This window comes from Iningainema tapete BLCC-T55, assembly GCF_014698965.1.
GTDB lineage: Bacteria > Cyanobacteriota > Cyanobacteriia > Cyanobacteriales > Nostocaceae > Iningainema > Iningainema tapete.
Genome location: NZ_JACXAE010000082.1, coordinates 1 through 16,039, shown reverse-complemented (window position 1 = coordinate 16,039; position 16,039 = coordinate 1). Strand labels below are relative to the sequence as shown.

14 protein-coding genes are annotated in these 16,039 nt (G+C 41.5%); 6 read left to right on the top strand and 8 right to left on the bottom strand.

Annotated features, from left to right (window positions below):
- The first annotated feature begins 38 nt into the window (after positions 1-38).
- From ICL16_RS26370 to ICL16_RS26360, 3 genes are all read left to right on the top strand, one after another.
- Positions 39-218, top strand: a complete 180-nt coding sequence (locus ICL16_RS26370) for a hypothetical protein (RefSeq protein ID WP_190833947.1) — start codon at positions 39-41, stop codon at positions 216-218.
- Between the two features lie 336 nt (positions 219-554).
- Entirely contained in the window at positions 555-824 is a 270-nt protein-coding gene (locus ICL16_RS26365) for a GlsB/YeaQ/YmgE family stress response membrane protein (protein WP_190833945.1), read from the top strand.
- Between the two features lie 108 nt (positions 825-932).
- Complete coding sequence (locus ICL16_RS26360) at positions 933-1,268, top strand: DUF760 domain-containing protein (RefSeq protein WP_190834100.1); 336 nt, start codon at positions 933-935, stop codon at positions 1,266-1,268.
- Here the strand turns inward: ICL16_RS26360 and ICL16_RS26355 are convergent.
- Complete coding sequence (locus ICL16_RS26355; RefSeq protein WP_190833943.1) at positions 1,265-2,029, bottom strand: class I SAM-dependent methyltransferase; 765 nt, start codon at positions 2,027-2,029, stop codon at positions 1,265-1,267. The genes ICL16_RS26360 and ICL16_RS26355 overlap by 4 nt on opposite strands.
- Positions 2,030-2,331: 302 nt before the next feature.
- On the opposite strand from ICL16_RS26355, the gene ICL16_RS26350 reads away from it, so the two are divergent.
- From ICL16_RS26350 to ICL16_RS26340, 3 genes are all read left to right on the top strand, one after another.
- Positions 2,332-3,528 (top strand): acyl-CoA dehydrogenase family protein, encoded by a 1,197-nt coding sequence (locus tag ICL16_RS26350; protein WP_190833941.1) that lies wholly within the window; start codon positions 2,332-2,334, stop codon positions 3,526-3,528.
- A gap of 214 nt (positions 3,529-3,742) precedes the next feature.
- Positions 3,743-4,975, top strand: coding sequence for an MFS transporter (locus tag ICL16_RS26345; protein WP_190833939.1), 1,233 nt, complete (start codon positions 3,743-3,745; stop codon positions 4,973-4,975).
- A 177-nt stretch (positions 4,976-5,152) separates the two neighbouring features.
- Complete coding sequence (locus ICL16_RS26340) at positions 5,153-6,103, top strand: c-type heme family protein (protein ID WP_190833937.1); 951 nt, start codon at positions 5,153-5,155, stop codon at positions 6,101-6,103.
- A gap of 42 nt (positions 6,104-6,145) precedes the next feature.
- Here ICL16_RS26340 and ICL16_RS26335 read toward each other — a convergent pair whose 3' ends face one another.
- The 7 genes from ICL16_RS26335 to ICL16_RS26305 all read right to left on the bottom strand — a co-directional run bounded on the left by ICL16_RS26335 (position 6,146) and on the right by ICL16_RS26305 (position 15,504).
- A complete protein-coding gene (locus ICL16_RS26335) occupies positions 6,146-6,997 on the bottom strand; it encodes an alpha/beta hydrolase (protein ID WP_202895735.1) in 852 nt (283 codons plus the stop codon).
- A 45-nt stretch (positions 6,998-7,042) separates the two neighbouring features.
- The gene (trpD, locus tag ICL16_RS26330) at positions 7,043-8,113 is read right to left on the bottom strand and encodes an anthranilate phosphoribosyltransferase (protein ID WP_190833934.1); all 1,071 of its coding nucleotides are present in this window, start codon (positions 8,111-8,113) and stop codon (positions 7,043-7,045) included.
- Between the two features lie 10 nt (positions 8,114-8,123).
- The gene (locus tag ICL16_RS26325; RefSeq protein WP_238360969.1) at positions 8,124-9,881 is read right to left on the bottom strand and encodes an iron uptake porin; all 1,758 of its coding nucleotides are present in this window, start codon (positions 9,879-9,881) and stop codon (positions 8,124-8,126) included.
- 236 nt (positions 9,882-10,117) lie between these two features.
- On the bottom strand, positions 10,118-11,359 hold the full coding sequence (gene trpB, locus ICL16_RS26320; protein WP_190833930.1) for a tryptophan synthase subunit beta: 1,242 nt from the start codon (positions 11,357-11,359) through the stop codon (positions 10,118-10,120).
- Positions 11,360-11,467: 108 nt separating this feature from the next.
- A complete protein-coding gene (gene trpA, locus ICL16_RS26315) occupies positions 11,468-12,268 on the bottom strand; it encodes a tryptophan synthase subunit alpha (protein ID WP_190833928.1) in 801 nt (266 codons plus the stop codon).
- 62 nt (positions 12,269-12,330) lie between these two features.
- A complete protein-coding gene (trpC, locus tag ICL16_RS26310) occupies positions 12,331-13,185 on the bottom strand; it encodes an indole-3-glycerol phosphate synthase TrpC (RefSeq protein ID WP_190833927.1) in 855 nt (284 codons plus the stop codon).
- Between the two features lie 123 nt (positions 13,186-13,308).
- Positions 13,309-15,504, bottom strand: a complete 2,196-nt coding sequence (locus ICL16_RS26305) for an anthranilate synthase (protein ID WP_190833925.1) — start codon at positions 15,502-15,504, stop codon at positions 13,309-13,311.
- Positions 15,505-16,039 lie beyond the last annotated feature (535 nt).

The window sequence follows — 16,039 nt, the reverse complement described above, 5'->3', positions numbered from 1 at the left end:
TCTTAATCAAAAGAATACAATATTGTAATTACTTTAGCGTGATTAAGGTTCTACAAAACTGGCAAGAGATTCTGTCTGCAAAGCAGGAAATCCAAAGTCTAAATCTACCACTCCATTTAGATGTACACAAGAATTGGGATCACCTCCTGCTTAAACAAGCAATTGAAACTAGCGATCGCCACTCTCTCATTGTCGATTTAGGCTGTGGCGACTGTTAGATGTTGATAATCGTATCCAACCCTTTGGATTAGATTGGAGAATATTTGGTCGAACAGATGTTGCACAGTTAATTAATGTGGCTCAAGAACATAACTTGGTTTTAGAAAAGTATAGAGGTATTCCAAACTGTGTAGATAAACCAATCAACTGGAATAACTACAGATATACATTTTTGGCTTTATTGTTTAGAAAGGTAACAAACACAGACAGATCCCCGGCTTCGTAAAAGTTGTCGGGGATCTTAAAATATCTCTCATGAAAGATGAATTTATTGTGGGACGAGGGATATACTAAATAATGTCAGTGAAAGACAGCGATCAAAAGGAGATAAAATAATGGATCTGCTTGCTTGGTTAGTGTTAGGTCTTATTGCTGGTGCGATCGCCAAAGCTATTTATCCAGGTCATCAAGGTGGTGGATTTCTTTCCACAATGATATTAGGAATCATTGGTGCATTTATTGGTGGAACTTTAGGTGTATTTTTCAGTACTGGAAGACTAGCCCTAACGGGTGCCTCCCTCAGTATTCCTGGTGTAGCTCTAGCAGTAGTTGGAGCCTTAATTGCTATCTTCATTTGGTACTCTTTTGCTCGGAGATCTGCTTAGTAGAAAGGAATAAACAAATAAGGCTTGTCTTTGGCACAAATCAATATAATCTCAAAACCGCCAAAGCTTATTTATTAAGCAATGGTGGTTTGTTTATAAAAATTAAAGATTAGTAATATGTCAAATCAAACCCGAGAATTTTTTGATGATGCGTCAAATCGCAATTTGTTGTGGGAGTACATCCAATCCATGAGTCCGGAGATGATTTCCCAACTATCTAAACCCATTAGCTCTGAAGTACCTCAGGTGATGGAGCGAACCATAGTGTCAATGCTAGGTACTTTACCTTCAGAGCATTTTGGCGTATTGGTTACCACTAGTCGTGAAAATCTAGGAAAGCTTCTGATTGCCGCAATGATTAATGGCTACTTCTTGCGTAATGCCGAACAGCTAGTGGGATTTGAAAAATCTTTACAAGCAGCAGCGCATACAGATGAAAGTTAAAGCTTAATGGCAACCACACGGATTCTGCGATAATCAGCGATCCAATTACCATCTTGATATAGCGTTGGTTTTAAGCGCTCCTCCACTGCTTGAACCACAGAACTTTGTTGTTCAGCAGATAATTCTGATAAAAATCTGCTGGCAAACATCCGAATCCAATTTGCCATGCCCACATCTCCATCTTCTAATGGTGTGGGACGATCAAATAAAACTGCATAGCGAACATCAAATCCGTGCTGCTCTAATTTAGTTGTGTACTCGCCTATACTAGGAAAGTACCAAGGACGCAGTACTTCAGGTGATTTAAAACCGATTTCTGCCAAAACACTAGAAAGTGCCTGTGTAATATTCAAAACATTTCCCTTACCACCAAATTCTGCGACAAAACGTCCACCTTTTTTGAGAGATTGGTAAATACAACCAATTACTGCCTCTGCTTCGGGAATCCAATGCAGTACTGCGTTGGAAAAAACGGCATCAAAATCTTCATCTGCGTGAAATTCTCTAGCATCGGCGATCGCAAATTCAAACTGGGGATAGTTTTGTTTTGCTGTTTCGATCATCTTTGCATCAGCATCAATCCCCAAAACTACAGCGCCTGCTTCCACAATTTTTGCAGTCAACTGTCCTGTACCACAACCTAAATCTAAAATCTGCTCTCCTGGTTGTGGAGATAATAACTGAATTAATTCTTGTCCGTATTGCCACACAAAGGCATGTTTGCCTTCATACAGAGTTGTATCCCAATGATTTTCCAGCATCACACAATTCTCCTATTTGGGCGTGATTGATAATACGCAATTGACTTTTTTATCTGTAATTTTGACATCTTTTTTTCCTTTTTGCTACTTATTATGTGATCAAAAGAGACTCAAACCCTTATAAATCAATAATTATCTTCCTTGAGAAGAGCAAAATTATTATCTACGGTTAGCAACCTTAAACACTTAAAGTAATCGCAGAATAATCAGTATAATTCTTAATTAATAACCCGTAATTTCTCATTAAACCTCCTGTAGAGACGTTCCGGCGGAACGTCTCTACAATTCATCCTATATAAATTATGATTAACTTCAGTCTCTCTCCAGAACAGGTTTTATTGCAGAAGAAGGCGCGTGACTTTGCTCAAAGCGAGATTAAGTCAAATGCCGATAAAATTTATCAGTCTAAAGATCCCAACATAGCTCCTTGGGATTTTTGTAAAGGTGTGTTCCACAAAGGTGCTGAACTAGGATTTACTTCCCTACTGCTACCACAAGAGTATGGTGGTATGGGTAAAAAGTGTGTAGATTTCGTTTTGGTTCAAGAAGAACTTGGTGCTGCCGATGTTACCATTGCTTGTAGCTACTTTAATCTCACCGCTAGTATGTCTCTGTTCGTGACGAGAGGAGGGACTGAACAACAGCGTCAGCGAATATTATCTTACGTAAATTCTGGAGCGCCTCATTTATTTAGTGCGGCAGAGAGTGAGCCAAACGTAGCTACTTCCGACATCTTCTGTCCAATTCCCGATTCTAAAATTGGCATGAGGACGTTAGCGCAGCGTGATGGTGATTCATACGTCCTCTATGGCAACAAGTCAGGTTTGATTACTAATGGTGGTATTGCTGATGCGTACTTCATATTAGCACGTACATCTCTTGATGTACCTATGCGAGAAAGTCTGTCTATGTTCTATGTCCCTGCTGATACGCCTGGTTTGTCGTTTGGTAAGAGGACAGAAATGATTGGTTGGAAACCTTCTCATCACGCCGAGATTCACCTAGATAACGTCAGAGTTCCCTTAGATCATTTAATTGGGCAAGAGGGACAAGCAGGAGTTCTTTTGGGAATGCTTCCGGAAGTGGCGATTGGATTGGCGGCTTCTTATGTAGGTTTAGCTCGTGCCGCCTATGAGTATGCCCTTGATTATGCTAAGCAGCGAGTAAGTTGGGGAAAACCCTTAATTGAGCATCAAGCTGTAGCATTAAAATTAGCAGACATGATGGTGAATACTCAGGCTGCACGGTTAATGGTGTGGGATGCAGCTTACACTGCTGATACCAATCCCCAAGTTGCTGCTACTGTAAAAGCACCAGCAGCTAAGACTTTTGCGGTAGATGTGGCAATTAAGAATGCGCAAACAGCAATGGAGATTTTCGGTGGTTATGGAACTACTACTGAGTGTCAAGCAGGCAAGTTGCTCAATGATGCGTGGATTGGTTACTCTTGTGATTTCACACGAGATATACTGCGTCTTGGCTTGGTGAATTTTATGTAATGTTGCTGAATTTGCTCGTTAATTGAGTTGATCAACCGATTTTTAACCTTTGTAGAGACGTTGCATGCAACGTCTCTACAAAATATTCAAAAAAAATGTGTTGGCTCTGTTGGTGGTGCTGCATAATCATCTTTTTCTACCGGTAGTTAATCGACAACAGATTAATTGAAGGCAGACAAACAGAAATCAAGATGATTGAAAGGAGATCAAACCAATGGCTTCATCATTAGTAATAACCAGCACCAAAAAAAGCGATCGCATCAAGGTTGATGCCAATCTTTTACTAATCGTTTCTATCTCGTTAATAGCAGTTAGTGGCATACTTAGTATTAATCCCATAATGCCAACTATTGCAAAATCATTCAATATTCCACCAGAACAAATTGGACTGGTGATGACAAGTTTTTTGATGCCAACTACAGTTGGAACTCTCATTTTTGGAGCATTAGCAGATCGTATTGGTAGAAAGAAAATTCTTGTTCCCTCTTTGCTAGTGTTTGGGATTGGCGGAATATTATGTGCGTTCGCCAGTAATTTTCGCAGCTTACTGGAGTGGCGGTTTTTCGCAGGTGTTGGTGCTGCTAGTTTAGAGACTTTAGAACTCACTCTCATCGGCGATTTATATAGTGGTAAAATGCTTACTAGTGCAATGGGTTTTAACGCCGCTATGATTGGCTTTGCTGCCACAATTTATCCTCTCATAGGTGGGTTCTTAGGAAGTTTAAGCTGGCGATATCCGTTTTTACTATCGGTATTAGCCTTTCCTGTTGCATTGTTAATTTTCCAAAAGCTGAAGGTAGCCAGCAAGCAAAAGAACACTGAGGAGAATGTGAATTTCAGCATTTATCTCAAAGATACCTTACACAACATTAAGAATCCTCAAGTATTTGCACTACTGTTTACAGTGTTTTCCTTATTCGTCATTGAGTTAGGTACTTTCTATACCTATATCCCCATCTTTGCTGGAACTCATCTCAATGCTTCAGGAGTAGAAATCGGTATTATCATCTGCTGTCACTCACTAGTTTTTTCCTTTGTGGCATCTCAGTTGGGGCGTTTAGCTAGTCGGCTTTCACAAAAAAGCTTGATTATCTCAGGTTTTCTTCTGTGTGGTTTATCACTACTGATTATACCTGCGATTAATAACAGTTGGTTGCTAATAATTCCCTCGATTATATTTGGTGCATCTATCGCCTTGGCTTTACCAACATTGCAAGCAATGTTAGCAGAAATTGCCCCAGAAGGCTACCGGGCTGGATTTATGGCACTGAATGTTACAGTTCAGTCATTGGGAAGGGCGATAGGTCCGTTACTTGCAGGTATTGCTTACAGTGCTTGGGGAATACAAGGAGTCTTTTATGCTAGTGTTGCGCTGACTATAATTACAGTTGTAGTGTTTGGGTTACTATTAACGAAGCAAAAATCAAAAGCTGTGCTAGTACCTTGAACTACTCGACATGGATGCATCTTGCATCTTGCACCATCTTTTAGTCAGCTGTCTTCTGACTTGAGCTATTAGCCTTGAACTTCAGTTCAAGGTGAATCAGTTGGAGATGTAAGATCTAAGGTATCAAAAAGATTTGCTCCTTAATACAGTTAATTTAGCAATTGAATTTGAGGAAATATGTTAGGAATAGTTTCAGAAAAACTCAATAATTTAGCATTAGCTCAAAAGCTAACTCTCATACTCCTCCTAATATTTGTGTTAGGAATTACCTTCAGTGGTTTCGCTTTAGCTAATACTCTAAATTATAAAGCTCGAAGTGAAATCACTTCCAATACCTTATTACTATTACAAACTCTCAACTCTGTGCGCTATTATACTAATAGTGAAGTTAGTTCACAATTGGAAGCACGTACAAGCAGTGAGGCGTTTTTACCACAAATTGTTCCTGCTTATTCGTCTCGTAGAGTCTTTGAAATTCTACGTAAAAATAACAAATCCTATGAGGAATTTTTGTATAAAGAAGCAATGCTAAATCCCACTAATATTAAAGACCGGGCTGATAGTTTTGAAGAAAAGATTATACAAAATTTCATTCAAGATAAAAATCTCAAAGAAACGTCAGGATTTCGTTCTTTTGCGGGAGAAAAATACTTTTATGTTGCTCGCCCTTCAATCATAACTGATGCTACTTGCTTGAGATGTCATAGCACACCTGAGGTTGCACCCAAAGAAATGATTAAAATTTATGGCGATAAAAATGGCATGGGGTGGAATTTAAATGAAGTTCTGGGCGCTCAGATTGTTTCTGTACCAACAAGTGAAGTTTTGCAGAAAGCTAATCAATCTTTGAATATGGTGATGAGTATTGTCACAATCATTTTTGGACTCGCTATCTTTGTGAGTAACTTTTGGGTGAGGCGGTATGTTGTTCGACCGATTAAACGTGTCGTCCACGTTGCAGAAGCTGTAAGTACAGGTGATATGACGGCTGATTTTGAGAAAGCTTCCAACGATGAGGTAGGCAGTTTGGTGGAAGCCTTTACACGTATGAAGTTGAGTTTGCTAATGGCAATTAGAAAATTGGAAAAGTACCGGACAGAAAATCGTGAATCCAATGATAGATATTAACAAGAAAGAATTCAGGCCACAGCAATATTAACTATAGTTTTGTTAACCTATCTGTCGTAAGATTGCTGTGCAAAGTGGGCTATCAGTATCGAGGAAACCATCGAGCGCGGTAAAGTGGTTTTTCCCAAGCTGTGGTAGGTATTCGCCTACAAGTCCCTTTGCCTTCCAAGCCGTGAAAAATTCTTGTGACTGACGCTGAAACTCTGAACTTTCCTCAGTGCCATAGGCGACGATGAGCGAACCAGCTTTTTCGGGAATGTGGTAGATTGGGCTGTTGCGGAGAACTTGATCCCAAGAAAGCTGTATTTTTGGCATCAGCCAAGTATAAGGCAATGGCATGAGGTCAAACACGCCACTAATAACACAGCCACCTTTAATGATATTATTGGGTAACCCATAGTCATTTTCCCAGTCAGTAGCCATGACCATAGCAGTTAGGTGACCACCAGCTGAATGACCACAAACGTGTATGCGGTGAGGGTTTCCCCCAAAACTTTCTGCGTGACGATAAGTCCAGGCGATCGCACTACGGCTCTGACGGACAATCTCATCAATAGTCACTTTTGGGCATAAAGCATAATTGATGACAACTACTGTAACGTTAGCCTCTACTAAACCCTTGGCAACAAAGCTAGAGTCTTTACTACTACCCAGAAACCAGTAACCTCCGTGAATATACACAAGAATCGGAGCGTCTGGTTGCGCCGCCGGAAAAACATCTAGGTGTTCAGCTAGGGTAGGACCAAAGGGAACATTCAGTTGACAAGGTAGTTCTTGCCGTACCATATCACTATTGATACCGTAATATTTTTCGTAGGCAGGTACATCCAAGCCTAATTCTATGGGATTATACTGAGCATCTAGCTCAGCTTGGGTTTTAAAATTGCGGTACATGATTGTGCGTTAATTATCGAATAACAGAGTTAAACTTTGAAAATTTCACAGCAGAAATTGAGCTAGTTGTTCTAACTTGTTCCAAGCTTCTCCACTTTGAATAGTATCTTGCGCAAGAATTACAGCTTGAGAAAGAGTCTTGACAAAATCACCACTATCTGCAAAAGCTTCGCCCACATAAAGTGCCAAAGCAGCATTTAGTGCCACTACATCTTGCTGTTCCTTAGTACCTTTACCTTGCAAAACTGCTTTGAGAATGTCGGCATTTTCTTGAACATGTCCACCGCGTAGTGTACTAATTGGCGCGGGGTTTAAACCTAACTCTTGTGGATCTAGTTCGAGCAGGTGTATTTGTCCTTTGGATAATACTGCTAAGTCAGTTTTATCTCCTAATCCTGCTTCGTCTAATCTTTCTCTTCCGTGGAGTGTAATTGCACGACGAGTTCCTAGATGATTGAGAACAACAGCAAAAGTTTCTATTAAAGCTGAGTTGTTAATTCCAATTACTTGTCCAGTAGGTTTGAGTGGGTTCAGCAGGGGACCTAGTAGGTTAAAAACCGTGCGTACTTTGAGTGTTTTTCGTAATGGAGCGATCGCTGCTATAGCGGGATGCCAATCCGGTGCAAACAAAAAAGTTATACCAACTGTTTCTAAGGCGAGTTGCGCTTGGGCAGTGTCAGCTTTGAGATTAACACCTAAAGCTTCCAACACATCTGCAGAACCAGTTTTACCAGAAGCAGAACGATTACCATGCTTAGCAACTTTTACCCCACAAGCTGCTACCACAAAAGCAACAGAGGTGGAAATATTGAAAGTTGATGCTCCATCTCCACCAGTACCACAAGTATCGACCACTGGTAAATTAGCAACAACGCGCTCTCGCAACTTTGGTTTAATAGACTGAGAGTGTAAAACTTCGACCATGCCCAATAACTCTTGAGCAGATACTCCCTTGGCTTGAATTGCCGCTAAAATCGCACCCGACAACACAGGGGGAACAGCTTCTGTGAGCCAACCTTGCATTAAATCTGAGGCTTGGGAAACAGAAAGAGATTGACCTTCAAGTAATTGCTGCAATAAAACAGGCCAATCAGAGAAATCGTTAGTTTGTACCATAATGAACGTTTTAAAAGGAAAATACTGTACGAAGTGTACCTGTCACAATAGTGCCGTTGCTTTCTTCATTTCCAGCATGGCGAATCACTTGAATTGTTGGTGTGACTTGGATATTTCGACTAAAGGGGAAGTTATAAAACGCTTCAAAATTGGTTTGAGTTGCATTGCCGACTTCACTAGCAATAAATGGTTGTCCTACGGCAACTCCTGCTAGAGAACCGCGTGTAAACAAGTCTCGCACCCCAACTCCTGCCATCCAGTAATTAGGATTGATGTCACCAAAGGCGGTATCATTATAACTACCGTAACCATAGCGACCAAAAATACCAAATTTTTGTGCAAGGGTAAGTTCTAAATTCGCGCCAAAAACATCGAAGCGGTTGCTGAATAGTTCGCCACCACTATATTGCAGACGTATAGCAAAAGCTCTTGAAGGTGCGTATTCTACTTCAGCCGTAGTTTGATAGGTACTTCCAAATAAGCCGCGATCGCCTGTAGTAATATTAGGAGGAACATTGGGAGCGCCACCTGCTAAGGCATATTCTTGGGGATACAGTACACTTGTGAATGATGAAAGACCCTGAATTACTCCCACTCCCTGTCTACCTGGATTTGCTGCGTCTGTTACGGCATACAAAGCCCTGACAGAAAATGGTCCCTGACCTGGTTTCCAGTCAATTGCTGCTCCTGCACTCTGACCGTTAATTGGGAAGAGTATAAAATTATTCACAAAAGCCAGAGTACTGAAGTCTAGGAAGCTTAGATAAGCGTAACTGTTACGGTCAACAAAATCTGTTGGGTAAAAATTCGGACCAATAGTCACCCTAAAATCTTTAGCAAATTCAAAGCTGTAAAACAGTCGGCTGATACCTAGATTACCGAATGTGGGTGGTTTGACTGAGTAATCTATAACACTACCAAAATTTGGCTCTAGCAAACCAGCAGCATTGTCTAATCCTCCATTAGGTTGACCATTATCGCCGAAAATACCAGTTCCCGTATCAATGCGGAGTTTCAGTAAGTCAGTCCCGGTGAAACTTGTGTTTAAATCTATACCAGCGCGAAAGAAGACAGTGGCATTGGGTTGGCTGGTAATTTGATTAGCTGTGGGGGGTTGCCCAGGGACAATAATGCGATCGCCATCAAAACCACCAGCATTAACAGAAATAATTGCCTGCCCTTGCAGCTTGGTTGTAGTGGAAAACTGATTAGCTTGCAGTTCGGCTGTATTTGCTTCTAGAGTATCTACTCTACCCCGTAAAGTTACTAACTCACCAGCAAATCCCTCCTGTAGCTGTTGCAAAGTTACTAAGTCTTCTTTGCGTACCAAATCTGCTGTTGCTGTCGCAATCAGTTCATTAATCCGATCCAAGCAAGCATTAACTCCAGCAGCAAACTCATAACGGGTTAACGCCCGATTCCCACGAAAAGTTGAGTTAGGATACCCAGCAATACAACCATAGCGCTCTACCAGTGATTGTAATGCTTGAAAAGCCCAATCAGTGGGTTGCACATCACTGAGTTGATTGACATTTGTCACCTGATCCATTCCAGGTGTACTTTCTTCTATCTGGGCTTGACTGACAAATTCTGTAGCATTATTTGAAGTGGTGAACTCCGCCCTTGTTGAAGATGTTCCCAGAAGTAATAAACTTATTAGACTCACTCCAGAAGCAATTGTATAAGCTAGAAACTTAAGGTAAATCCCATCGGTAGCGTTCTTTAAAAATAAATTTTTCTTTTGCATATTGTCTTGTTTTTCTATCATAAATCCGCCAAGAAATGAAGTTCTAAGCTTATAGCTCAAGTTGATTTTCAGTCCGTTTTAACGGTTTGGAGGCGCTACTCGCGCCATGTACTTCAGTACATGGCGATCATGTATAGAATGAAATAGCCCTGAGTCTGAGAAACCGATGTTTTCTGGCTTCGAGGATAATATACTGTTTTTTTTAACCAAAAAAACCCGGTTTCTTGCCTTCATTGACAATAATTTACAAACTGGCTCTAAGCTGGGTTTAAAAATTTCGCCACTGTTTGCACATCCTTGTCACCACGCCCGGAACAGTTGATGACTATTCTAGGGCTACCAGTAAGTTGTGGACAAAGAGTTTCTAAAAAAGCAATGGCGTGAGATGTTTCCAGTGCAGGAATAATCCCTTCGAGCAGTGACAGACGCTTAAATGCCGACAACGCCTGCTGGTCGGTTACGCTGTAATATTCAGCACGTCTAAGATCCTTTAAATAACTATGTTCTGGACCTACACCAGGATAATCTAATCCAGCACTGACCGAGTGTGCTTCTACAATCTGACCATCATCATCTTGCAGAACATAGCTCATTGCCCCGTGCAAAACACCGACTTTACCAAGTGTCAAAGTTGCTGCGTGTTTTTCCGTGTCAATCCCTTCCCCTGCCGCCTCAATTCCGATGATGCGTACAGATGGTTCAGATACAAATTCATGGAACAGCCCAATTGCATTGGAACCTCCACCAACACAAGCAAGAAGAATATCTGGCAGTCCACCCCATTTTTCCTGGCACTGGGTGCGAGTTTCTTTACCAATTATTGCTTGAAAGTCGCGCACGATCATGGGGTAGGGATGGGGACCGGCAACAGAACCTAAAATGTAATGGGTAGTTTCCACATTCGTTACCCAATCCCTAATTGCTTCACTAGTAGCATCTTTGAGGGTTCCTGTACCCGCCTCTACAGGACGGACTTCTGCCCCCATCAATCGCATCCGAAATACATTCAGAGCTTGCCGTTCCATATCATGAATGCCCATGTAAATCTCGCACTTCAAACCAAAACGGGCGCAGACTGTAGCGGTTGCAACACCGTGCTGACCTGCTCCGGTTTCTGCAATAATCCGCTGTTTGCCCATACGTTTCGCTAGTAATACTTGGGCTAAGGCGTTATTAATTTTGTGAGCGCCTGTATGATTGAGGTCTTCGCGTTTTAAGTACATTTGCGGTCCTGTGCCATCTGGTTTGGCATAGTGCGTGGTTAGTCGTTCGGCAAAGTACAGGGGAGTAGCCCGTCCGACGTAGTCGCGTAATAGTCCCTGTAATTCATTTTGAAAATCTGGGTCATTGCGATACTTTTCATAGGCGGCTTCTAATTCACTGAGTGCCGGCATTAATGTTTCGGGTACGTATTTACCTCCAAATTGACCAAACCGACCAAGGTGATCTGGTTGTTGGGGTGTTTGTGATGTGGTGATTGGTTGGGTGTTTGCTAACATTAGTATCTCCTTCTTTTCTTGGCGTTCTTGGCACGGCAGCTGCTTCAACGCGGGGAACCCGCGCAACGCACTGCCTCGTCTTGGCGGTTCATAACTTAAATAAAATTGCTATACAGAGCTAATTGCTGCTTTCAATTCGCTACAAAAATCTGTAATGGTTCCCAGTCCTTGGTATGGAGTAGTTTCTCCTAAGCGTTTTACGAAGGCGCTGCCGACAATTACTGCATCTGCACCCCAGTCTTTAGCTTGACGAGCTTGTTCTGGACTGGAGATGCCAAAACCAATGCCGATTGGTTTGTCGGTGACACTGCGGATTTCTTGGAGTACATCTTTTACTCGTGTTTGTAATTGGGTGCGTACACCTGTAACACCTGTGACACTAACTAGGTAAATAAATCCACGAGATTGACGAGCGATCGCCTCAATTCGCTGTTTTGAACTGTTCGGTGTTACTAATAATGTGACTTCAATTCCCTCTAAGTCAGCACCCTTTAATAAATCGTCTGCTTCTTCTAGGGGTAAATCGGGTACGACTAATCCTTTGATTCCAGAAGTAGCAATTTGCTTGAGGAATTGCTGGACGCCTAGATTTAAAATTGGGTTGTAATAGGTAAATAGGATGAGCGGCGATCGCAAGTTACGAGTGGCTGACTGCGCCATTTCTAAAACATGAGCTAAACGGGTTCCATGCTTGAGGGCGCGAGTAGCAGCCGCTTGAATTACCGGTCCATCAGCTAATGGATCTGAATAGGGAACTCCCAGTTCAATGAAATCTGCACCACTAGCATCCAAAATTCTGAGAGCATCGGCTGTTGTTTCTAAATCAGGATCGCCTGCTGTAATAAACGGAATTAAGGCACATTTATTTAAAGCGCGTAAAGATTGAAAGTGTTCGGAGATGGAAGTCATCTTAATTAATCACTTTGTTTCAACTATTAACTAATAGGGTAAAGTAAGAAGCAAAAATGCAATTATTCTGGATTAATTCTTAATTTCTTGACAGCTTGCTCTAAATCAGATTGCTTGACTAAGGATTCGCCAATCAATACAGCTTCAGCACCTGCTTGGGCGACAAAAGCTAAATCAGCAGATGTGTACAAACCAGACTCACTTACGACTGTAATATCTAAACTACTTAACTTTTGTTGACGTTCTGACAACAGGTGTTTAGTGGTTTCTATATCAAGACTAAAGTCTTCCAAATTACGGTTGTTAATCCCGACTATTTGCACGTTTGATAATGCCAGTACTCTGTCAAGTTCATTTAAAGTATGCACCTCCACTAATGCTGTCATGCCTAAATGATGAACAAAGTCGAGCAAGTTTTGCAGCGTTTCGTCGGATAAGATAGCAGCAATTAGTAGCACTGCATCTGCACCATTAATTCTTGCCAAATAAATTTGGTAAGGGTCAATGACAAACTCTTTGCAAAGTAGTGGCAAGCTTACACTATTTCTGATTAATCGCAAATTCTCAAAACTGCCCTGAAAAAATTTCTCGTCAGTTAAAACAGAAATACAAGTAGCACCGCCTCGCTCATATGCAGAGGCAATTTTTACTGGTTCAAAATCAGCACGAATAACTCCTTTACTTGGTGAGGCTTTCTTTACCTCTGCAATAATACTGGGCTTGATAGAATTTTGCCGTAGGGCATTCAAGAAATTTCGTACAGGAGGAGCAAAACTTATCTGAAGTTTCAAATTAGAATACGCCATTTGCTTTTTCATGACAGCAACTTCTTGCTGTTTATGCCAAACAATTTCTTCAAGAATGTGAGTTGGTTTGGCGGATTGTGCAGTTGCGTTTGATTGATAGTGATTCAGCATATTTTTATAGTGTTAAGAGGTGATTTAATTTGCTCCCCCTACCTCCTTAAAAATGAGGGAACATAGCCCCCCGAGGATCGGGGGGTTGGGGGGTTCTTATGCAACCAGTGTTTTAACAGGTGATTATGCCAATACTGAGGAAGGAACTGTAGTAGTAAATTCACGTACTACATTAGTAACAATTCTTAAACCCACTCCTCCTGCCAAAGTCATGATGGATTCTGGATGGAACTGAACTGCGGCAATTGGTAGTGTTTTATGCTCAATACCCATAATCACGCCATCCTCAGATATAGCTGTAACTTTTAGTTCTTTAGGTAGGCTTTCGGGTAGGGCATATAACGAGTGGTATCTACCAACTTCAAATGATTCTGGTAAGTCTTTAAAGGCAACAGAATCTGCATCAACAACAGATACGCTCGATATCTTGCCATGTTGAGGATAATTGAGCACTCCTAGTTTTCCACCGTGAGCCTCAACAATTCCCTGCAATCCTAAACATACGCCAAATATGGGAATTTGTCGTTTTTTGCAGGCGGCAATTGTATCTGCAACACGAAAATCACTTGGTCTTCCCGGACCTGGAGATAATACTACTAAGTCAGGTTTTTCTGCATCAAACACTGATTCAGAAAAACCATGTCGCAGTGTTGTCACTGTTGCCCCAGTTTGACGGATGTAATTTGCTAGGGTGTGAACAAATGAGTCTTCATAGTCAACTAGCAAGACATGCTTAAACGTCCCTGGATTCGTTTGTTCAACTTCCTGGAGTTTCAGCCTTGACAAATCTGCTCTTTTATAGTTAATTCTTTCGAGTGCTTGGAATAAGGCACTGGCTTTAGTAATAGTCTCTTGAGCTTCGGCTTCTGGCTCTGAATCATAAAGAACTGTTGCACCCACTCGTACCTCAGCAATTGAGTCCTTCAGTTGAATAGTCCTTAAAATTAGACCAGTATTTAAGTTGCCATTAAAACTTAAGTATCCGATCGCTCCACCATACCAACGTCTAGGACTACGCTCGTTTTGTTCAAGAAACTGCATGGCTGCTCGTTTTGGCGCTCCTGTGACTGTTACTGCCCACAGATGGGTTAGAAATGCATCCAAAGCATCAGATTCTGGTTTCAATAAGCCTTCTACATGGTCTACTGTATGAATCAGATGGCTGTACAATTCAATTTGGCGACGACCAATTACTTGTACACTCCCAGGTTCGCAAATCCGAGACTTATCGTTGCGGTCTACGTCGGTACACATAGTCAGTTCAGATTCATCTTTACGCGAATTCAGCAGCTTTTGGATTTGTGCCGCATCGCCAATTGCATCTGATCCCCGGCGAATCGTACCACTGATTGGGCAAGTTTCAACACGTTTGCCGTCAACACGCACAAACATTTCTGGAGATGCACCAATCAGATACTCTCCACCTAAATTAAAGATAAACCCATAAGGACTGGGATTAATTTCTTTAAGTATTCGGAAAAGTTGGGTTGGAGATTTTTCGCAAACTTGAAAGAAGCTTTGACCGGGAACAACTTCAAATAAATCGCCGCGCCGGAAGTAATCAAGGGCTTTGGTGACTTGTTGTTCATATTCGCCTGGTGCATGATCGGAAGTTTGAGTTACCAAAAGGCGCTTACCTCGGTAATCCATAACTTCACCCGTGCGAGGTAAATCTCTAGTGCTACCAGTCTTGGTGACAAAATCATACTGCACGCGAAATGCTTGTTGCAGGTGGTAGTCAACCACTAGCAATTCATCAGGCAGGTATAGTACTAAATCTCTTTGATCTTCTGCACGTTTTAGATGCTTTGGCATTTGCTCAAACTGAAATACCAAGTCATAGCCAAATGCACCATAAAGTCCTAAGTGTTCATCTGCCAGACTCTCGAAGGCGGATGCTATCTCGCGCACAACACTGAAAACAGATGGTTGTCTGCTGCGTTCTTCTTCTGAGAATAAACGTTCTGTTGGTTTGACGGAGCCGACGATACGGTTGTTCTCTTTATTTACAGTTTGAAGATATGGTTGGTGAAACAAGCACTCTGCCAAGTAATCTAGCAGTATTTTGCCTCGCTCATTATGCGCTGTCACTGTAAAAGTGTTATCGCAGGTAGTAAGTTCTAAAGGTGGATTGACAAAACCGATCGCCCATCGTTTGTAGCGTCCTGGGTATTCGTAGCTACTTGCTAGCAAGCCACCGCGTTGGGAATCCAAACGGATCAAAACCTCTTCAATTGCCGACCCTATCGAAGTATTAGTTACAGAGCGCGATACAAATATTCCACCTTTAGTTGTGTAAGATTGCGTATCAAATTGCATAACTGTTTACCCTTTTGTATCCGATTCACAAATCATTATCAGGATGGTTCTGCCATGTAAGACAAGCACTGGTTTAAATCTAAAGTTGTCCGTTGTATTTTTTTAGGTGACCTACAGGTGGACACTATTTGTCTTATGTTTAGTAGATGGCAGGAAATTTGACTTATGCAGTTTATTGAAGTAAATAATTTTTCAGCGTTTAGTATCTTGTCTAGAAAGGATAATACATACACGCGATCGCCTTCACCAAATAATTTAGGATGATTAAAGAATCAAGGATGATTCTGGTGGTGTAGGCATCTTGACTACTGGGAAAATTTAAGGGACAGGCAGGATGCCTATCCCACAATATACTTCAACCAACCACACCTGAATTACCAATTTATACACCCACACTTAAAGGCATTTTGAAAGCTGTTGTTGTAAAGGTAGATTTGTTGCCACGTCCAAAGAATTGGGCAAGAGCAGCAAGTTCTTGCATCAGTTCCACAAAATCAGCAGGTTTGAGCGATTGAGGACCATCGGACATTGCTTT

Excerpts from the sequence above, each read along its gene's own strand:
- ICL16_RS26340 (WP_190833937.1), top strand. The coding sequence starts at position 5,153 with ATGTTAGGAATAGTTTCAGAAAAACTCAATAATTTAGCATTAGCTCAA.
- ICL16_RS26305 (WP_190833925.1), bottom strand. The coding sequence starts at position 15,504 with ATGCAATTTGATACGCAATCTTACACAACTAAAGGTGGAATATTTGTA.
- ICL16_RS26325 (WP_238360969.1), bottom strand. The coding sequence starts at position 9,881 with ATGATAGAAAAACAAGACAATATGCAAAAGAAAAATTTATTTTTAAAG.
- ICL16_RS26345 (WP_190833939.1), top strand. The coding sequence starts at position 3,743 with ATGGCTTCATCATTAGTAATAACCAGCACCAAAAAAAGCGATCGCATC.
- trpC (WP_190833927.1), bottom strand. The coding sequence starts at position 13,185 with ATGCTGAATCACTATCAATCAAACGCAACTGCACAATCCGCCAAACCA.
- ICL16_RS26355 (WP_190833943.1), bottom strand. The coding sequence starts at position 2,029 with ATGCTGGAAAATCATTGGGATACAACTCTGTATGAAGGCAAACATGCC.
- ICL16_RS26335 (WP_202895735.1), bottom strand. The coding sequence starts at position 6,997 with ATGTACCGCAATTTTAAAACCCAAGCTGAGCTAGATGCTCAGTATAAT.
- ICL16_RS26365 (WP_190833945.1), top strand. The coding sequence starts at position 555 with ATGGATCTGCTTGCTTGGTTAGTGTTAGGTCTTATTGCTGGTGCGATC.
- trpB (WP_190833930.1), bottom strand. The coding sequence starts at position 11,359 with ATGTTAGCAAACACCCAACCAATCACCACATCACAAACACCCCAACAA.
- ICL16_RS26350 (WP_190833941.1), top strand. The coding sequence starts at position 2,332 with ATGATTAACTTCAGTCTCTCTCCAGAACAGGTTTTATTGCAGAAGAAG.
- trpA (WP_190833928.1), bottom strand. The coding sequence starts at position 12,268 with ATGACTTCCATCTCCGAACACTTTCAATCTTTACGCGCTTTAAATAAA.
- trpD (WP_190833934.1), bottom strand. The coding sequence starts at position 8,113 with ATGGTACAAACTAACGATTTCTCTGATTGGCCTGTTTTATTGCAGCAA.